This window comes from Pseudomonas sp. ADAK21 (assembly GCF_012935735.1).
Taxonomy (GTDB): Bacteria; Pseudomonadota; Gammaproteobacteria; order Pseudomonadales; family Pseudomonadaceae; genus Aquipseudomonas; species Aquipseudomonas proteolytica.
This window is the reverse complement of sequence record NZ_CP052857.1, coordinates 694,988-711,716: the sequence shown is the minus strand read 5'-3', so window position 1 is coordinate 711,716 and position 16,729 is coordinate 694,988. Positions and strand designations below refer to the sequence as shown.

The 16,729-nt window shown below is 62.9% G+C and carries 17 protein-coding genes; 11 read left to right on the top strand and 6 right to left on the bottom strand.

All coding sequences use genetic code 11. The features are described 5' to 3' along the window. Nucleotides 1–3: 3 nt before the first annotated feature. Nucleotides 4–1,143, bottom strand: coding sequence for an efflux RND transporter periplasmic adaptor subunit (locus HKK57_RS03330; protein WP_029297047.1), 1,140 nt, complete (start codon nucleotides 1,141–1,143; stop codon nucleotides 4–6). 265 nt (nucleotides 1,144–1,408) lie between these two features. Between HKK57_RS03330 and HKK57_RS03325 the strand changes: the two genes are divergently transcribed. Next, the gene (locus tag HKK57_RS03325) at nucleotides 1,409–2,041 is read left to right on the top strand and encodes a TetR family transcriptional regulator (protein WP_029297045.1); all 633 of its coding nucleotides are present in this window, start codon (nucleotides 1,409–1,411) and stop codon (nucleotides 2,039–2,041) included. Nucleotides 2,042–2,375: 334 nt separating this feature from the next. Here HKK57_RS03325 and HKK57_RS03320 read toward each other — a convergent pair whose 3' ends face one another. From HKK57_RS03320 to HKK57_RS03310, 3 genes are read right to left on the bottom strand one after another with little or no spacing between them, the layout of a single operon-like run. Further along, the gene (locus HKK57_RS03320) at nucleotides 2,376–3,431 is read right to left on the bottom strand and encodes an alkene reductase (protein ID WP_092234132.1); all 1,056 of its coding nucleotides are present in this window, start codon (nucleotides 3,429–3,431) and stop codon (nucleotides 2,376–2,378) included. A 26-nt stretch (nucleotides 3,432–3,457) separates the two neighbouring features. Next, entirely contained in the window at nucleotides 3,458–4,624 is a 1,167-nt protein-coding gene (locus HKK57_RS03315) for an MFS transporter (protein ID WP_032858023.1), read from the bottom strand. Between the two features lie 11 nt (nucleotides 4,625–4,635). Next, nucleotides 4,636–4,950: an ArsR/SmtB family transcription factor gene (locus HKK57_RS03310; protein WP_029297039.1), complete on the bottom strand. Its 315-nt coding sequence runs from the start codon at nucleotides 4,948–4,950 to the stop codon at nucleotides 4,636–4,638. Between the two features lie 154 nt (nucleotides 4,951–5,104). Between HKK57_RS03310 and HKK57_RS03305 the strand changes: the two genes are divergently transcribed. Further along, nucleotides 5,105–5,686 carry an acyl carrier protein phosphodiesterase gene (locus HKK57_RS03305; protein WP_169389780.1) on the top strand — a complete coding sequence of 194 codons (582 nt, stop codon included), beginning with the start codon at nucleotides 5,105–5,107 and terminating at the stop codon, nucleotides 5,684–5,686. Nucleotides 5,687–5,713: 27 nt separating this feature from the next. On the opposite strand, the gene HKK57_RS03300 is transcribed toward HKK57_RS03305, so the two are convergent. Together HKK57_RS03300 and olsB are read right to left on the bottom strand one after the other, a co-directional pair. Beyond that, on the bottom strand, nucleotides 5,714–6,508 hold the full coding sequence (locus HKK57_RS03300; protein WP_029297035.1) for a lysophospholipid acyltransferase family protein: 795 nt from the start codon (nucleotides 6,506–6,508) through the stop codon (nucleotides 5,714–5,716). Next, nucleotides 6,508–7,263 carry an L-ornithine N(alpha)-acyltransferase gene (gene olsB / locus HKK57_RS03295; protein WP_029297033.1) on the bottom strand — a complete coding sequence of 252 codons (756 nt, stop codon included), beginning with the start codon at nucleotides 7,261–7,263 and terminating at the stop codon, nucleotides 6,508–6,510. Before olsB ends, HKK57_RS03300 begins: the two co-directional genes overlap by 1 nt. A 130-nt stretch (nucleotides 7,264–7,393) precedes the next feature. Between olsB and HKK57_RS03290 the strand changes: the two genes are divergently transcribed. From HKK57_RS03290 to HKK57_RS03250, 9 genes are all read left to right on the top strand, one after another. Then, nucleotides 7,394–8,269, top strand: a complete 876-nt coding sequence (locus tag HKK57_RS03290; protein ID WP_169389779.1) for an acyl-CoA dehydrogenase family protein — start codon at nucleotides 7,394–7,396, stop codon at nucleotides 8,267–8,269. 138 nt (nucleotides 8,270–8,407) lie between these two features. After that, nucleotides 8,408–9,490: a serine hydrolase domain-containing protein gene (locus tag HKK57_RS03285; protein WP_169389778.1), complete on the top strand. Its 1,083-nt coding sequence runs from the start codon at nucleotides 8,408–8,410 to the stop codon at nucleotides 9,488–9,490. Beyond that, nucleotides 9,487–9,801 (top strand): hypothetical protein, encoded by a 315-nt coding sequence (locus HKK57_RS03280; protein ID WP_029297027.1) that lies wholly within the window; start codon nucleotides 9,487–9,489, stop codon nucleotides 9,799–9,801. The genes HKK57_RS03285 and HKK57_RS03280 overlap by 4 nt, the downstream gene beginning before the upstream one ends. A 108-nt stretch (nucleotides 9,802–9,909) precedes the next feature. Next, nucleotides 9,910–11,085 carry a M20 aminoacylase family protein gene (locus HKK57_RS03275; RefSeq protein WP_029297025.1) on the top strand — a complete coding sequence of 392 codons (1,176 nt, stop codon included), beginning with the start codon at nucleotides 9,910–9,912 and terminating at the stop codon, nucleotides 11,083–11,085. Nucleotides 11,086–11,145: 60 nt separating this feature from the next. Further along, entirely contained in the window at nucleotides 11,146–12,456 is a 1,311-nt protein-coding gene (locus HKK57_RS03270) for a citrate-proton symporter (RefSeq protein ID WP_029297023.1), read from the top strand. Beyond that, nucleotides 12,453–13,895, top strand: a complete 1,443-nt coding sequence (locus HKK57_RS03265; RefSeq protein ID WP_169389777.1) for an amidase — start codon at nucleotides 12,453–12,455, stop codon at nucleotides 13,893–13,895. Before HKK57_RS03270 ends, HKK57_RS03265 begins: the two co-directional genes overlap by 4 nt. A 63-nt stretch (nucleotides 13,896–13,958) precedes the next feature. After that, entirely contained in the window at nucleotides 13,959–14,729 is a 771-nt protein-coding gene (locus tag HKK57_RS03260; protein ID WP_029297019.1) for an IclR family transcriptional regulator, read from the top strand. A 188-nt stretch (nucleotides 14,730–14,917) separates the two neighbouring features. Beyond that, nucleotides 14,918–15,508, top strand: a complete 591-nt coding sequence (locus tag HKK57_RS03255; protein ID WP_169389776.1) for a YceI family protein — start codon at nucleotides 14,918–14,920, stop codon at nucleotides 15,506–15,508. Nucleotide 15,509: 1 nt separating this feature from the next. Then, nucleotides 15,510–16,667: a phospholipase D-like domain-containing protein gene (locus HKK57_RS03250; RefSeq protein WP_169389775.1), complete on the top strand. Its 1,158-nt coding sequence runs from the start codon at nucleotides 15,510–15,512 to the stop codon at nucleotides 16,665–16,667. The last annotated feature ends 62 nt before the right edge of the window (nucleotides 16,668–16,729 follow it).

Sequence of the window (16,729 nt, the reverse complement as noted above, 5' to 3'; positions counted from 1 at the left end):
GTATTACTCCCCTTTGCCAGCGGCGGCAGGAGCAGTACCGGCGGGCTTGGCGTTGGTGGCTTCCTTCGCTTCAACCGTGATGCCCGGCTTGATGAACTGCAAGCCTTCGGTGATCACACGGTCACCGGCATTCAGGCCTTTTTCCACCAGCCAGTAGGCACCAGCGGTACGGTTGGCCACCAGCACGCGCTGTTCAACCTTGTTGTCGGCAGTCACCACCAGCGCCGTCGGGATACCCTTGATGTCGCGGGTCACGCCCTGTTGAGGGGCGAGGATCGCCTTGCTGTTCACACCGGCCTGCAATTGCGCGTGGACAAACATGCCCGGCAGCAGGGTGTGGTCAGGGTTGGGGAACACGGCGCGCAGGGTTACCGAACCGGTGGTCTGGTCGACCGACACTTCGGAGAACTCCAGGCGGCCTTGCTGGCTGTATTCGCTGCCGTCTTCCAGGGTCAGCTTGACCATGGCCGCGTTTTCACCGGCTTTTTGCAGTTGGCCGCTTTCCAGGTCGCGACGCAGTTTCAGCATCTCGGTGGACGATTGCGTGACGTCGACGTAGATCGGGTCCAACTGCTGGATCACGGCCATGGCATCGGCCTGGCCATTGCTGACCAGTGCGCCTTCAGTGACCGAGGAGCGGCCGATACGTCCGGAAATCGGGGCGAATACCTTGGTGTAGCGCACGTTGATCTGGGCGCTCTGCAGGTTGGCTTCCGAGGTCATGCGGTTGGACACGGCGGTGTCGTATTCCTGGCGGCTGACGGCCTGCTCGTTGACCAGTTGCTTGTAGCGGTCCGCAATCGACTTGGTCTGCTGCAGGTTGGCCTGGGCGCTTTTCAGGGTGGCCTCATAGACCGACGGATCGATCTGATAGAGCTGCTGGCCTTCCTTGACGTCGCCGCCTTCCTTGAACAGGCGCTTGAGAATGATGCCGTTGACCTGCGGGCGCACTTCCGCGATGCGGAACGCAGTGGTGCGCCCCGGCAATTCGGAGGTCAGGGTATAGGCTTGAGGTTGAATGGTGACCACGCCGACCTGAGGGGTTTGAGCGGGCGGCGCCGCTTCTTCCTTTTTACATCCGCTGAGCAGCGATGCCAGGGCGACGGCAGTGACCAGAGCGGTAACAGCTGGCTTAAGTTGCATGAAGATCCTCGGGTCAGGCGCGCTTGATGCGCACAAGAAGTGTGGAAGGGTAAAAAACAGGCATTGAGTAGATAAGTAGCTTGCTAGGCAATATACTTACGTTCATGGTTGTTTGTAAACTCTTGACAGGCTTCGCGGATTCCTTACAAGGCAGCGCTGAAAGCCTCGATTCTATTACGTTCGGCGCCCATGAAGGTGTCGTCCCATAATTATTCAGAAGGTGGTTATCAACCACCGCTCGTGTCCTGATTGAGGTGTTACTGCCATGGTTCGTCGTACCAAAGAGGAAGCTCAGGAAACGCGTAGCCAAATACTTGAAGCCGCCGAGCAAGCCTTTTATGAGCGCGGCGTTGCGCGCACTACGTTGGCAGATATCGCGGCCAGGGCAGGGGTGACGCGGGGCGCGATCTATTGGCACTTCAGCAACAAGTCGGACCTGTTGCAGGCACTGCTCGACACGCTGCACGAACCGCTGGACGAATTGGCCAGGGCCAGTGAAAGCGAGGATGAGGTAGATCCGCTGGGCTGCATGCGCAAGCTGCTGATCCATCTTTTTCATCAGGTGGCCCTGGACCCGAAGACTCGGCGCATAAATGAGATCCTGTTCCATAAGTGCGAATTTACCGATGAAATGTGCGACATGCGCCGTCAGCGCCAGACCCACAGCCTTGAGTGCAACCTGCGCATCGGCCTGACGCTGCGCAATGCAGTCCACCGCGGGCAACTCCCGGAAAACCTCGACACCGCTCGCGGGGCGGTGTGCATTCACGCTTATATCAATGGGCTTATTGGCCAGTGGCTACTGGTGCCTGACAGCTTCGAGCTGTATCAGCAGGCCGAGCGTCTGGTGGATATAGGGCTGGACATGCTGCGCCTGAGCCCCGGCCTGCGCAATTGATACAAAATGCGTAATTACGTTCGTTTGTGTCAACAGTAAAGCCCAAGGACGGTCAATCGTCCTTCCGACTTATTTGTGGGGTGACTTTATATACGCGCTGGCGCCGGGTTGAAAGGTAGCCGGCTAAGTATTTTGTAGCGATATTGTTGCATTGCTGTGAAGGAGTGTTTCCTACAACGGATGGCTCACATAAAAAGCCCCGGCTCTCACGAACCGGGGCTTTTGCGTTTCTGCTTTTGTGTAGGAGCGAGCGTGCTCGCGAAGAACGTAAACGATAACGCAGTGCATCTGGTTTATTGCAGCGTTCTCAGGTTTTTCGCGAGCAAGCTCGCTCCTACAGTGGCAGGGTCGGGTAGTCGATGTAACCGACCGGGCCCTTGGCGTAGAAGGTCTGTGGGTTCGCTTCATTCAGCGGTGCATCGGCCTGGAGGCGCGCCGGCAGGTCCGGGTTGGCGATAAACGGTACGCCAAAGGCCACCGCATCCGCCTTGCCCGAAGCCAGCCAGGTGTTGGCGCTGTCCTTGGTGAAGCGCTCGTTGACGATGTACGGGCCACCGAACGCGGCCTTCAGTTGTGGGCCCAGGCTGTCACCGGCTTCCTTTTCCCGGGCGCAGATAAAGGCGATGCCACGCTTGCCCAGTTCACGGGCGACGTAAGTGAAGGTTTCTGCCAGGTTGTCATCGCCCATGTCGTGGAGATCGCCCCGCGGCGACAAATGCATGCCCACGCGGCCGGCGCCCCAGACTTCGATCACTGCATCGGTCACTTCCAGCAACAATCGTGCACGGTTTTCCAGGGACCCGCCGTACTCGTCAGTGCGCTGGTTGGTACTGCTTTGCAGGAACTGGTCGAGCAGGTAACCGTTGGCGCCGTGCACTTCCACCCCATCAAAACCGGCAGCCTTGGCGTTTTCGGCACCCGCGCGGTAGGCGTCGACGATATCCGCGATTTCTGCGGTTTCCAGGGCGCGTGGGGTCGGGTAGTCCGCCAGTGGGCGCACCAGGCTGACATGGCCTGCCGGCTGGATGGCGCTCGGTGCCACCGGGGCTTCGCCGTCCAGGTAGGACGGGTGCGAGATACGCCCTACATGCCACAGCTGCAGGAAAATCTTGCCGCCTGCGCCATGCACGGCCTTGGTGATGTTGGTCCAGCCGCGCACCTGGTCGTTGGACCAGATGCCCGGGGTGTCCGGATAACCCACGCCCATCGGCGTCACCGAGGTGGCTTCGCTGAGGATCAGCCCGGCGGAGGCCCGCTGCACATAGTATTCAGCCATCAGCGCATTGGGTACGCGGCCGGCATCGGCACGGCAGCGGGTCAGTGGCGCCATGATGATGCGGTTGGACAGTTGCACATCGCCCAGTTTGATCGGATCGAAAATAGTCGTCATCGCAAACGCTCGTCTGTTCCAAGTGATTAATTAGTGGCCGGCGCCAGGTCGGCATCGCCGCTCTGGCGGAACGTGATCAGCGTGACCACCAGCGCCAGGATCGCCAGGGCCGCAGCTGCCAATGGCACGCTGGTCAGGCCGAAACCGTGGGCAATCACGCTGCCGCCAACCCAGGCGCCCAGCGCGTTGCCGATGTTGAAAGCGCCGATATTGAGGGTCGAGACCAGGTTGGGCGCGGCCTTGCCGAACGTCACCACGTTGATCTGCAGCGCCGGCACGGCGGCAAACGACGCGGTGGCCCAGAGGAACAGGGTGATTTCGGTGGGAATAATGGCGACGCTGGTCCAGGTCAAGGCGGTGGACACCACGGCCATGCTGATAAACACGCCGATCAGGGTGGCTGCCAGGCGCTTGTCCGCCAGCTTGCCGCCAATGATATTGCCCACGGTCAGGCCCAGGCCGATCAGCAGCAGGGTCCAGGTCACGCCTTTGGGTGAGATACCGGTTACATCCCCCAGCAGCGGCGCGACGTAGGTGAAGAGGGTGAACATCGACGCGGCAAACAGCGCAGTCATGCTCAACGACAACCAGATGCCGGCACCCTTGAGGGCCGCCAGTTCGGCGCGCATGTCGAGTTTTTCTTCATCACGCTTGGCCGGCAGGAAGCGGATCAGGCCGATCAGCGCAATGACGCCAATCACCGTCACGGCCCAGAAGGTCGAGCGCCAGCCAGCTTCCTGGCCCAGCGCGGTGCCCAGGGGCACGCCGAGTACGTTGGCCAGGGTCAGGCCGGTAAACATCAGGGCCACCGCCGACGCGCGCTTGTTGGCCGGTACCAGGTTGGCGGCCACTACCGAGCCGATCCCGAAGAACGCGCCGTGGCACAGGGCAGTCACCACACGGGCAAACATCAGCACGTTGTAGTCACTGGCCAGGGCACAGAGCAGGTTGCCGATGATGAAAATGCCCATCAGCGCTACCAGGGCTGCCTTGCGCGGCAGCTTGGCGGTGGCCAGTGCCATGAACGGGGCACCGATGGCCACGCCCAGGGCGTAGCCGGTCACCAGCCAGCCGGCGCCTGGAATCGACACACCGAGGTCGGCCGCCACATCGGGCAACAGGCCCATGATGACGAATTCGGTGGTGCCGATGGCGAAGGCGCTTAGGGCCAGTATGAGTAGCGAGAGAGGCATCGAGGGGTCCTTTACAGCGGGGGGCTGAGTTCTTCGGTGATGGCTTGGATAAACGCTTGGATCACGTCTTCATTGCGGCGGAAAAAGTGCCATTGCCCGGCTTTCTGGCTGCTGATCAAGCCTGCGCGTTGCAGGGTGGCCAGGTGCGCCGACACGGTGGATTGCGACAGGCCGCAGCGCTGGTCGATCTGGCCGGCGCAGATGCCGTACTCGTGGTTGTGCACTTGCTCGGGGAACTGCACTTTCGGGTCTTTCAGCCAGTTGAGAATGTCTCGCCGTACTGGGTGTGCCAGGGCTTTTATTATTTCGTCGAGGTCAATGGACATGGCAGGGCTCGGTATTGGTAAAACGTTATATCGCGATGAGGCGAACTTTAAATCGCTATATTCCGATATACCAATACGATTTTGATCTTGTTACCAGATAAATCTGTATATCGGGTTATAACGATACGTTGATGGCAGTGCTAAACTGCGCGCCATGAATTATCTCGCACATCTGCACCTGGGCGGCCAACTTCCTGCACAACTGCTGGGTAGCCTCTATGGCGATTTCGTCAAAGGCCGCCTACAGGGCCAGTACAGCCCGCAAATCGAGGCAGCCATCCAACTGCATCGCTCGATCGACCGCTTTACCGACAGCCATCCACTGGTCGGGCAGGCATTGTCACGCTTCACCCTGACCCGGCGGCGCTATGCGGGGATCGTCCTCGACGTGTTCTTCGACCATTGCCTGGCGCGGGATTGGGCCCAGTATGCCGACCAGCCGCTGGAGCGCTTTACCTCCCAGGTGTACCAGGTGCTGGCGGCAGAGCCGCAGTTACCGGGGCGCCTGGCGCAGATTGCGCCGTATATGGCGGCTGATGACTGGCTGGGCTCCTACCGCGAGTTCGCGGTAATGGAGCAAGTGCTGCGGGGGATTTCCCGGCGCTTGAGCCAACCCCAGGAACTGGGGCAGGCGATGCAGGAACTGCGGCTGTTGTATGAGCCGTTGAGCGAGGACTTCCGGGTGTTCTATCCCCAACTGCAGGTATTTTCCGCCCAACACACCACCTCTATGTAGGAGCCAAGCTCGCTCCTACAGGGAGGCTCAGGCAGCGGCCAGTGTGCCTATATGTCTTGGTTCGGCTGGCAGGACCACCTCGCCGAACAACGCCTTGTGCACCGCCTGCTGCGCCTGATACGCCAGCGCTGCACGCTCCTGGCCGGCGCAGGCAATCGGCTTGAGCAGATGAATCTCAACGTCGCCCTGATCATTGCCAAACAGGCGCATCAGGTGCGAGAGCAAATCATCATCACCAATAAACGGTGCGAGCGGATCAATCTGCCCATCGCGCAAATACCGGATAGCCACCGGTTGCAGCGCTACATCGGCATCAATCGCACTGGCCAGTAGCCGGCCATGGAAGGTGCGCAGGCTGCGGCCATCGGTGGTGGTGCCTTCAGGGAACATCAGCAGCGGGTGTTTTTGCTGCAGATGACGGGTCATCTGCTTGCGGATCAATTGGCTGTCACCCGAGCCACGGCGGATAAACAGACTGCCGGCCTTGGCCGCCAGCCAACCGGCCACCGGCCAGGTACGCACCTCGGCCTTGGATAGGAACGACAGCGGCGTCACCATGCCCAGCAGCGGGATGTCGGTCCAGGACACATGGTTGCTGACCCACAGCATCGGCTGTTGCGGCATTTCGCCATGCACGCTCACGCGAAAGGGCAGGGCATTGCTCAAGCGCGCCATGAAAAACCGCGACCAGCGCTGGCGCCGCACCATAGAGTTGGCAACCCCCAGGCGCTCGAACAGACCAAACACCCCGGCCATGCTCAAGCCCAGGCTTACCACCAGCAGCACGCGGGCGATCCGCCCGTAGACCCGCAGGCGCCCCATCACATGGCCGCCTTGAAGTGGCGGGCATAACGCGGGCACAACTCGTCGCGCTTGAGCAGGATGAACACGTCAGCCACCTGGAAATCCTCGTCCCAGCATGGCTCACCGCAGATCTTCGCGCCCAGGCGCATGTAGGCCTTGAGCAGCGGCGGCATTTCGGCGATGACGTTGGACGGCAGGTCCAGGCTCGGCAGCGGTTTTTTCGGTTCGGCGCGCAGGTGTTCGTTGCACAGATAGCGTTCGCGCAGGCGCTGCATGATTGCGTGGGCCTGGATGCCACCGTCGTGCATCGGGATGCTGGCGCAGCCCATCAGGTAGCTGTAGCCGCCCTGGTTGAGCACTTCGGCCAGTTCGCCCCACAGCACCGCGATGGTGCCGCCGTTGCGGTAGGCCGGGTCGACGCAGGTACGACCGATCTCCAGGATCGGCCCTTGCAGATGCAACAGGCCGTGGAGGCTGAATTCTTCTTCGCTGTAGAACCGGCCCAAGGTGCTGGCCGCCTGGTGATCCAGCAGCCGGGTAGTGGCAACCAGTCGCCCGGTGTTCAAGTCCCGTACGCCAATGTGGCTGCAGTGAACATCATAGTCATCCATGTCCAGGCCCAGCTCCGCGCCTTTCAGCTTGGCATTGAACTCGCCGCTGAAAACGGTGAAACGCAGGGCCTGGGCTTCCTGCAAAGCCTGGGCGCCGATCAGGCGTTCGGCTTGCAGACGGCGTTCATTGCCGGTGTCACTGATGCGGGCGATCTGAGTCATGGCGAGTCTCCAGGTGCCGGCCAGGGTTGCGGCCAGTCGACTTTGTTGTGCAAAGTCAGGCTATGTACCCCCGGTGTCATCTCCATGAATCTACGGTGACGCTTAGATGACAGCCCCCAAGGAGCCCTCCATGCCCTGGCACGCTTTGCTCGATCGACCCGACCGACTGCCCGTCCACGCCAACCTGGCCGAGGGCTACAGCGTTTTATTGCAACGCCTGGGGCAGGTGACGCCCTTCGAATTGGCAACCCAGGGTGCGCGCCTGATGGCCACGCCCGGCCTGGCGTTTCTGGTGGGTTATCAAGCAGCTTTGCGCGCGTTATGGCCCAGCGCGCCCCACAGCCTGGGCGCCTTGTGTGCGACCGAACAGCGCAGCCTGCGCCCAGTGGACATGCAAACGCGCCTGGACGACTTGCGTCTGAGCGGGCGCAAGGACTTCGTCACCGCCGGCGATGCCGCCGACTGGCTATTGATCGCCGCGCGTTGCGAGGCCGCCGATGAAAAACCGCGCCTGAGCCTGGCAGTAGTGCTGGCCGGCGAACCCGGCGTACGCGTCGAGCCCTTGCCCGCGATCCCGTTGATGCCCGATATCAGCCACGGGCGCATCCACCTCGACCATGCCGCCTGCGAGCGTTTGCCAGGGGATGGCTGGGACGACTACGTCAAACCCTTCCGCACGCTGGAAGACACCTATGTCTTGAGCGCGATGACCGCCTGGCTGCATGGCATCGGCCAGGAGTGTGATTGGCCCCAGGCCCTGCGTTTGCAGTTATTGGCGTTGCTGGCCGGCTGCGCCGAAGTCATTCGCCAGCCCACGGCCTCGGCGGCAGGGCATGTGTTGTTGGGGGGACTGTTTGCGCAGTTCGAGGCGCTGAAGCCGCAGGTCAATCAAGCGATGAGTGAAGGGGCGTGGGCCGCCATGTGGCAGCGCGACCAAGCCGTGCTGGACCTTGCCGCCAGCGCCCGGGCCAAGCGCCTGGAAAAAGCCCTGAACCCATCCCCTTGAGCTTATGTGGCGAGCCCGCTCGCCACGACAGCTTTAGCTGCTTGGGTTTATGCGGCGCGGCAAACCGATGGCCTTGTCGCCAAACCGTCATTTATCTGCATTAGGCTCGCGGGTTTGAATGCCCCCGAGTGCTTGTCCATGGTCAAAGGCCTGCTGTGCGTCGCCATGCTGCTGTTCACCGCTACCGCACACGCCCAGGCCTGGCCGGCGAAGGATTGGGCCCAGGGCGCGCAATTGACCGGCCCCGCCGTGAAGGCCCTGGAGGACTATGCCTTCCCGGCCCGCAATGACCTCACCCGCCAAGGCATCCGCACCGACGCGTTGCTGGTGATCCGTGACGGCGAAGTCATTTATGAACGCTACGCCGCGCCCACTACCGCCAGCACGCCGCACCTGACCTGGTCCATCAGCAAAAGCCTGATGGCCACGGTATTGGGCGTTGCCTACGGCGAAAACCGCTTCAAGCTCAGCGACCCGGTCGCGCGTTTCTATCCGCCGATGAAGCAACACCCGAGCATCACCCTGGCGCACCTACTGAACTGGACCTCGGGCCTGGACTGGCAGGAAGACTACGAATACGCGCCGCTGAAATCCTCGGTGGTGGCCATGCTCTATACCCGTGGCCATGCCGATATGGCGGAGTTTGCCGCCGACACTCCTACCTTCGCTGCAGCGGGCCAGGCGTTTCGCTACTCCAGCGGCGACAGCAATCTGGCGTCCGCCGCCCTCAAGGGCATGCTTGGCCATAAGGCGTATGTCGATTATCCGTGGACCGCGCTGTTCACGCCCTTGGGAATTGGCAGCGCCACCTGGGAAAGTGACGCCAATGAAACCTTTGTCGCCTCGTCCTATGCCTATATGACTGCCCGCGATCTGGCGCGCATTGGCTTGTTGATGGCGCGGGACGGGCGCTGGGGCGAGCGGCAATTGCTGCCCAAGGCGTGGGTCGACTTCAATCGCCAGCCCCTGGCGCAGTACATCGCGGGCCAGGACGAAGCGGTGCCCGGCGGCCACTGGTGGCTCAACCGTCAAGTGCAGGGCGCTGCCCGGCCCTGGCCGGATGCGCCCGACGATACCTTCGCGGCCCTGGGCCACTGGGGCCAGGCGTTGTATGTGTTGCCCCAGGCAAGGTTGGTGATCGTGCGCTATGGCGATGACCGCGATGGCAGCTATCGCCACAATGAACTGCTCAAGCGCGTGCTTGCGGCGGTGCAGCCATGATCCGTCGTCGGCCGTTTATCAGCCTGTTTCTCCTGTTGTTGCTCGCGGTGCTGGGTTGGACCTGGCACGAGCGCGTCAACCTGCAAGCCTTCCCCGACATCATTGCCGCCTACACCGCCAAGGAGTACTGCTCGTGCCGGTATGTGGCGGGCAACCCGGCTGACTATTGCCTGGGCTATGTGAAGCAATACATCCCCACCAGCGCCTTTGCCGATCACCCGGATACGCGCCTGGTCACCGCCAGTGGCCTGGGCCGCAGCCACAGCGCCCAATGGCTGGGCGAGCGCCAGGGCTGTCGCCTGCTGCCCTGAGGTTCCACAGGGTGGAACCACCTTTGATTGTCCTCGCACGCCCATCGCGGTTATCTGTGGCGGTGCCACAAAAAAGAACGGGAATACCCGCCTGCGAGGAGAGTCACCATGAGCCCACACCAGCACATCCTGGATTGGCTGAGCGATGTCGCCAGCGACCTGCACGCCGTGCGCCAGGATATCCACGCCCACCCCGAACTGGGGTTTGAAGAAAACCGCACCTCGGCCTTGGTCGCCCAATCCCTGAAAAACTGGGGTTATGAAGTGCATACCGGCATCGGCCAGACCGGCGTGGTCGGCGTGCTGCGCAATGGCAGCAGCTCGCGCACCCTGGGGATTCGGGCCGACATGGACGCCTTGCCGATCATCGAAAACACCGGCGTCGCCTACAGCAGCCAACACGCCGGCTGCATGCATGCCTGCGGTCACGACGGTCACACCACCATGCTGCTGGGCGCCGCGCGCTACCTGGCGGCGACGCGTCAGTTCGACGGCACCCTCAACCTGATTTTCCAGCCGGCCGAAGAAGGCCAGGGCGGCGCCGAAGCGATGCTCGCCGATGGCTTGCTGGAGCGCTTCCCCTGCGACGCGCTGTTCGGCATGCACAACATGCCCGGCTTGCCTGCCGGCCACCTGGGCCTGCGGACCGGGCCGATGATGGCTTCCCAGGACCTGCTCACCGTGACCCTCGAAGGTGTCGGCGGCCACGGCTCCATGCCGCACCTGACCATCGATCCGCTGGTCGCCGCCGCCAGTACGGTCATGGCCTTGCAGACGGTAGTGGCGCGCAACATCAATGCCCAGGAAGCGGCGGTGGTCACGGTCGGCGCCCTGCAAGCGGGGCAAGCGGCCAACGTGATCCCCCAGCAGGCCGTATTGCGCCTGAGCCTGCGCGCCCTCAATGCACCGGTGCGCGAGCAGATGCTGGAGCGGGTCAAGGCGATCATCCAGACCCAGGCCGAGAGCTTTGGCTGTACCGCGCAGATCGAACATCGCCCGGCCTATCCGGTGCTGGTCAACCATGCCGACGAAACCGAGTTCGCCCGCCAGGTCGGCATTGCCTTGCTCGGTGAAGCGGCGGTCGACGCCAATACACCCAAGCTGATGGGCAGCGAAGACTTCGCCTGGATGCTCCAGCGCTGCCCCGGCAGCTACCTGTTTATCGGCAACGGCGTGTCGCGGCCGATGGTCCACAACCCTGCCTATGACTTCAACGACGAGATCCTGCTGACCGGTGCCGCCTACTGGGGTGCCTTGGCCGAGAGCTGGCTCAAACCGGCCTGAACCCCCTGCCTTTTTCCTGCCGCTGGACCTTTTGCTCAACAGGTTGAATGGAGTGTTCTCATGCAGACTTCAATAAAAGGCGTGTCCCGCACCCGGCAAGTGGTAGCGGCGGTGGTCGGCAACGCGCTGGAGTGGTACGACTTTATCGTCTACGGCTTTCTGGCCAGCATCATCGCCCGGCAGTTCTTCCCCTCGGACGACGAATACGCCTCGCTGTTGATGGCCCTGGCCACCTTCGGCGTGGGTTTCTTTATGCGCCCGGTGGGCGGCATCCTGCTGGGCATGTACGCCGACCGCAAAGGCCGCAAGGCCGCCATGCAACTGATTATCCGCTTGATGACCGTGTCTATCGCGCTGATCGTATTTGCCCCCAACTACGCCGCCATTGGCATGGGCGCGCCGCTGTTGATCGTGGTGGCGCGCATGCTCCAGGGCTTTGCCACGGGCGGTGAATATGCCAGCGCCACGGCATTCCTGGTGGAAAGCGCGCCGGCCCATCGCAAGGGCCTGTACGGCTCCTGGCAATTGGTCGGGCAGTGCCTGGCGGTGTTTGGCGGCGCGGCGATGGTCGCGTTGGTCACGCACTTTTTTACTCCAGAAACCCTCGACTTGTGGGGCTGGCGCCTGCCGTTTGTGTTCGGCCTGCTGATCGGCCCGGTGGGCTTGTGGATTCGCCGGCATATGGAAGACCCGGAGGAATTTATCGAGGCGCGCAAACAGGCCACCGGCCCGGCGCCGAGCCTGATGACGGTGCTGCGTGAGCATCGGCGCAGCATCCTGGTGAGCATGGGCCTGGCCTGTGGTGCGACGGTGTCCTTCTACGTGGTGCTGGTGAATATGCCGACCTTCGCCCACAAGAACCTGGGCCTGCCCCTGGACCAGGTATTGATGGTGCAGATGTTCGCCGTGGCGCTGATGACCGTGGTGATTCCGCTGTCTGGCCTGCTGTCCGATCGCCTGGGGCGGCGGCCGGTGTTGATGGGCTTCACCCTGGCGTTTTTCGTGATGGTTTACCCGCTGTACGTGTGGGTCGCGGCGGCGCCGTCCATTGAGCGGTTGCTGGTGATGCAAGTGATGTTGTGCATCGCCATTGGCGGCTTCTTCGGCCCGGCGCCGACGGCCCTGGCCGAGCAGTTTCCCATCGAGGTGCGCTCCACCGGGGTGTCAGTGGCGTACAACGTGGCGGTGATGGTGTTTGGTGGCTTTGCTCCGCTGATCGTCACCTGGCTAAGCAAAGAGCTGGGCACCCCGGTGGCCCCGGCGTTTTATGTGCTGTTCGCTTGCGTCCTGACGCTGCTGGGCACTTACTGCATGCATGAGGCGCCGAGGGCCGCAGCACCGGCGCGCTTTACCAAGGGAGTGAAACCTTGAACATTGTTGAGCTCGATGCAATTGCGTTGTCCCAGGCGATCCACGCTCGGCAGGTGTCGTGTCACGACGTGATGCAGGCTTATCTGGCGCAGATTGCGCGTTTCAACCCGTCGGTCAATGCCCTGGTGTCGTTGCGCGACGAAGAGCACGTGCTGGCCGAGGCCCGGGCCTGTGACCGAGAGCTGGACCAGGGCCGCTACCGTGGCTGGATGCATGGCATGCCCCAGGCGATCAAGGATCTGGCGGCAACCAAGGGTTTGCGCACGACCATGGGCTCGCCACTGTTCGCCGAACAGGTGCCCGCTGAAGACGCCATCGCCGTGGCGCGGGTGCGGGCCAGTGGCGCGATTATCATCGGCAAGAGCAATGTGCCCGAATTCGGCCTGGGCTCGCAGACCTACAACAGCGTGTTCGGCACCACCGGCAATGCCTACGACCCCGCCTTGGTGGCCGGCGGCAGCAGCGGCGGGGCGGCGGTAGCCTTGGCGTTGCGCATGCTGCCGGTGGCCGACGGCAGCGACATGATGGGCTCGCTGCGCAACCCGGCGGCGTTCAATAACGTGTTTGGTCTGCGCCCGTCCCAGGGCCGCGTGCCCCATGGGCCGGCGCCGGAGCTGTTTGTCCAGCAGTTGGCCACCGAAGGCCCGATGGGCCGCAGCGTGGCGGATGTGGCGCGGTTGTTGAGCATCCAGGCGGGCTTCGATGCGCGGGTGCCGTTGTCGCTCAAGGACGATCCGAGCGTATTCGGCGCGCCGCTGGCCCGCGACTTCAAGGGCGCGCGCCTGGGGTGGCTGGGGGATTACAACGGCTATCTGCCGATGGACGATGGCGTGCTTGGCCTGTGTGAATCAGCCCTCGGCGATTTCAGTGCGTTGGGCTGCGAAGTAGAAGGCTGCCAGCCGGACTTTTCCATGGAGCGCCTGTGGCACACCTGGCTGGTGCATCGTCATTGGCTGGTGCAGGGCGCGCTGGGGGCTGCGTATGCCGACCCGCAAAAACGTGGGTTGCTCAAGCTGGAAGCACAGTGGGAAGTGGAGGGCGGCCTGCAGCTGAGCGCAGCGGATGTGTATCAGGCCTCGTTGGCGCGCAGCGAGTGGTACCGCGCCCTGGCCAAGTTGTTCGAGCGTTACGATTTTCTGCTGTTGCCCAGTGCCCAAGTGTTCCCTTTCGATGCACAACAGCACTGGCCGCGCGTCGTTGGAGGGCGAACCATGGACACCTATCACCGCTGGATGGAGGTAGTGATCGGCCCGACATTGGCCGGCCTGCCGAGCATGAGTGTGCCGGTGGGCTTCAACCTCCAAGGCTTGCCCATGGGCCTGCAAATCATCGGCCCGGCCCAGGCGGATCGCGCCGTACTGCAACTGGCCTACGCCCATGAGCAACTGACGCATTGGGTCCAGCGCCGCCCTCCGCAATGCTTGAGGGCGAACGCCTGAGGGGAGGGCGGCCTGTATCTTGCTGTGAAATTCGATCATCCATCAGCAACCGGGAGATCAGCCATGGGCAGCAACGCCGACACGGGGACTGTGCGTTCAGTGGAGCGGGCACTGGCCATCATTGAGTTGCTCGGCGAGCACCAGGCCCTGGGGCTTGAGGAGCTGCATTACCTGACGCGCCTGCCCAAGGCCACGGTGTCGCGGATGTTGCTGACCTTGCAGGAGCAGGGCTGGATCTACCGTGGCCTGAGCGACCGGCGTTATCGCATCAGCGCCCAGCGTTTGTTCGGCGATACCCAGCAACGTTTCAAGCGCCGCCTGGTGGAGTGTGCGGCGCCGTGGCTGCTGGAACTCAGCGAGCGCACCGGGTTGGTGGCGGACTTGTCGAATTTCGACGGCGAGCGCCTGGAAGTCATGGAAAGCGCGATCCCCACGGTGCTGCGCAAGCTCTACCCCAACAACTGCCAGATCGTCGGCCAGCATGCCAGCCTGTTCCATTCGGCCATGGGCAAGGCGTGCCTGGCCGAGTTGGCGGCGGATGAAGTCCAGCGCCTGGCCAGCCGCGAGCATGTGCCGGCCGACGATCAGTACCGTGCGTGCGAGCAATCCCAGCATCAGGGGTTTGGCCAGCGTACCGAAGGGTACTGGGAGTATCCGGTGCGCTTGCCGTTCCTGATCCGCGCGGTGGCGCTGCCGGTGCGGGCCAATGGGCGGCTGGTGGGGAGCATGGCGTTGCATTGGCCGATGCACCAGGCGCCGGTGGAACGGGTGTTGAGTCTGCATCTGGCTAGCCTGGAGGCGACCGTGCAAGGCGTGCAGCACGCATTGGCCTGACGCCGGATCGGGCTTGTGTGGGAGCGGGCTTGCCCGCGATAGCGGTGGGTCAGTCAACTATCTATTAACTGACCCTCTGCTATCGCGGGCAAGCCCGCTCCCACATTTAAATTGCCGGGGCCGTTAGATTGCGTGCGGCAAGCCGGCCAGTTAATGTTCGGGCAGGTTTTTCTCCGTGCGAGTGTTCAATGTTCAACACATCCATCCTCAAGCCCCTGGCGCTCTTGCTGCTGGCCGCTGCCGCCGTGCCTGTGCAGGCCGCCTGGTACCTGGATAACGAATCCTCAAGGCTGTCGTTCGTCACCACCAAAAACACTGACCTGTCTGAAGTCCAGCGCTTCCTGGTGCTGCACGGCAAGGTCGACGACAAAGGCGCGGCACAGTTGGAAGTCGAGCTGGAGTCGATCAACAGCGGCATCCCGCTGCGCGACGAGCGCATGCGCAACGACCTGTTCCAGATCAAGACCCACCCCGATGCGCTGATCAACGCACAAATCAACCTGCAACCTATCAACGACCTGGCCACCGGCGCGCAGTTGGAGTTGCGCCTGCCGCTGTCGGTCACGCTGCATGGCAAGACCCAGACCTACAACGCCGAACTGCTGGCGACACGCCTGGATGACCGGCGTTTCCAGGTGGTGACCCTGGAGCCGCTGGTGTTGCACGCCAAGGATTTTGACTTGCTCTCTGGCGTAGAGACTTTGCGCAAGGCTGCCGGGCTGGACGCGATCAGCCTGTCGGTGCCGGTGGGTACGGTGCTGATTTTCACGGCGCGCTGACATGAGCGGCGCGGTGTTCCCCTGGCGCAGCGCCAACCGCTTCGAATTGCTGATCGACGGCCCGAACTTTTTCCCGCAGATGCTGGTGGCGATCGCCCGCGCCGAACGCCAGGTGGAGCTTGAGCTGTATCTGGTGGAGGCGGGCGCCTGTGCCGAGCAGATGGTCAAGGCGCTGGTGCACGCGGCCGAGCGTGGGGTCCAGGTGCGCTGCCTGTTCGATGACTACGGCAGCCTGGCATTTACCCTGGGCCTGCGGCGCCGCTTGACCGATGCCGGCGTGGAGCTGCGCTTCTACAACCGCCTGCGCTGGCGCCGTTGGATGCGCAACCTCTACCGCGACCACCGCAAGCTGCTGCTGGTCGACCAGAGCATCGCCGTGGTGGGCGGCACCGGGGTCACCGATGAGTTCTGGACGCCAGGGCAGGACACCTGTGAGTGGCATGAAGTCATGGTGCAAATCAGCGGCCCGCTGGTGCTCGACTGGCAAGCCCTGTTCGACCGCCAGTGGCGGGTCAACGACCACCGCCGTGCCTGGAAGCCGGCCACGCATTTTGGTTTGCCGCGCCTGCCCAAAGTACCGGCGACCGGCCCGGGCCTGGGGCGGGTGGCGTATGCCGACGCGGACCAACATCGGGACATTTTGCAATCGCTGATCCGCGCCCTGAACAGCGGCCAGCGCCGTATCTGGCTGGCCACGCCGTACTTCTTGCCCACCTGGGGTGTACGCCGGGCCCTGCGCCGTGCGGCCGGGCGCGGTGTGGATGTACGCCTGCTGCTGACCGGGCCGCGCACCGACCATCCTTCGGTGCGCTACGCCGGGCACCGTTATTACCCGCGCCTGCTCAAGTCCGGGGTGCAGATCTTCGAATATCAGCCCTGTTTCCTGCACCTGAAGATGGTGCTGGTGGACGATTGGGTGAGCATCGGCTCGTGCAATTTCGATCACTGGAACCTGCGCTTCAACCTGGAGGCCAACCTGGAAGCCTTGGATCCGGAGTTGACGCTGGCGGTGGCGGGCAGCTTCGAGCGCGATTTTGCCCAGAGCCAGGCGGTCAGCCTGGAGGCATGGAAGGCCCGGCCATTGTGGCGGCGGGTCAAACAGCGGGTGTGGGGCTGGATTGATCGGTTGGTGGTCAACCTGCTGGATCGAAGAGGTTAGGGAGCACACCGCCAATCCAATGTAGGAGCTGGCTTGCCTGCGATGGCGGCACCTCGGTCTAT

Coding starts and splice junctions, on each gene's coding strand:
- HKK57_RS03330 (WP_029297047.1), bottom strand. CDS start 1,143: ATGCAACTTAAGCCAGCTGTTACCGCTCTGGTCACTGCCGTCGCCCTG.
- HKK57_RS03325 (WP_029297045.1), top strand. CDS start 1,409: ATGGTTCGTCGTACCAAAGAGGAAGCTCAGGAAACGCGTAGCCAAATA.
- HKK57_RS03320 (WP_092234132.1), bottom strand. CDS start 3,431: ATGACGACTATTTTCGATCCGATCAAACTGGGCGATGTGCAACTGTCC.
- HKK57_RS03315 (WP_032858023.1), bottom strand. CDS start 4,624: ATGCCTCTCTCGCTACTCATACTGGCCCTAAGCGCCTTCGCCATCGGC.
- HKK57_RS03310 (WP_029297039.1), bottom strand. CDS start 4,950: ATGTCCATTGACCTCGACGAAATAATAAAAGCCCTGGCACACCCAGTA.
- HKK57_RS03305 (WP_169389780.1), top strand. CDS start 5,105: ATGAATTATCTCGCACATCTGCACCTGGGCGGCCAACTTCCTGCACAA.
- HKK57_RS03300 (WP_029297035.1), bottom strand. CDS start 6,508: ATGGGGCGCCTGCGGGTCTACGGGCGGATCGCCCGCGTGCTGCTGGTG.
- olsB (WP_029297033.1), bottom strand. CDS start 7,263: ATGACTCAGATCGCCCGCATCAGTGACACCGGCAATGAACGCCGTCTG.
- HKK57_RS03290 (WP_169389779.1), top strand. CDS start 7,394: ATGCCCTGGCACGCTTTGCTCGATCGACCCGACCGACTGCCCGTCCAC.
- HKK57_RS03285 (WP_169389778.1), top strand. CDS start 8,408: ATGGTCAAAGGCCTGCTGTGCGTCGCCATGCTGCTGTTCACCGCTACC.
- HKK57_RS03280 (WP_029297027.1), top strand. CDS start 9,487: ATGATCCGTCGTCGGCCGTTTATCAGCCTGTTTCTCCTGTTGTTGCTC.
- HKK57_RS03275 (WP_029297025.1), top strand. CDS start 9,910: ATGAGCCCACACCAGCACATCCTGGATTGGCTGAGCGATGTCGCCAGC.
- HKK57_RS03270 (WP_029297023.1), top strand. CDS start 11,146: ATGCAGACTTCAATAAAAGGCGTGTCCCGCACCCGGCAAGTGGTAGCG.
- HKK57_RS03260 (WP_029297019.1), top strand. CDS start 13,959: ATGGGCAGCAACGCCGACACGGGGACTGTGCGTTCAGTGGAGCGGGCA.
- HKK57_RS03255 (WP_169389776.1), top strand. CDS start 14,918: ATGTTCAACACATCCATCCTCAAGCCCCTGGCGCTCTTGCTGCTGGCC.
- HKK57_RS03250 (WP_169389775.1), top strand. CDS start 15,510: ATGAGCGGCGCGGTGTTCCCCTGGCGCAGCGCCAACCGCTTCGAATTG.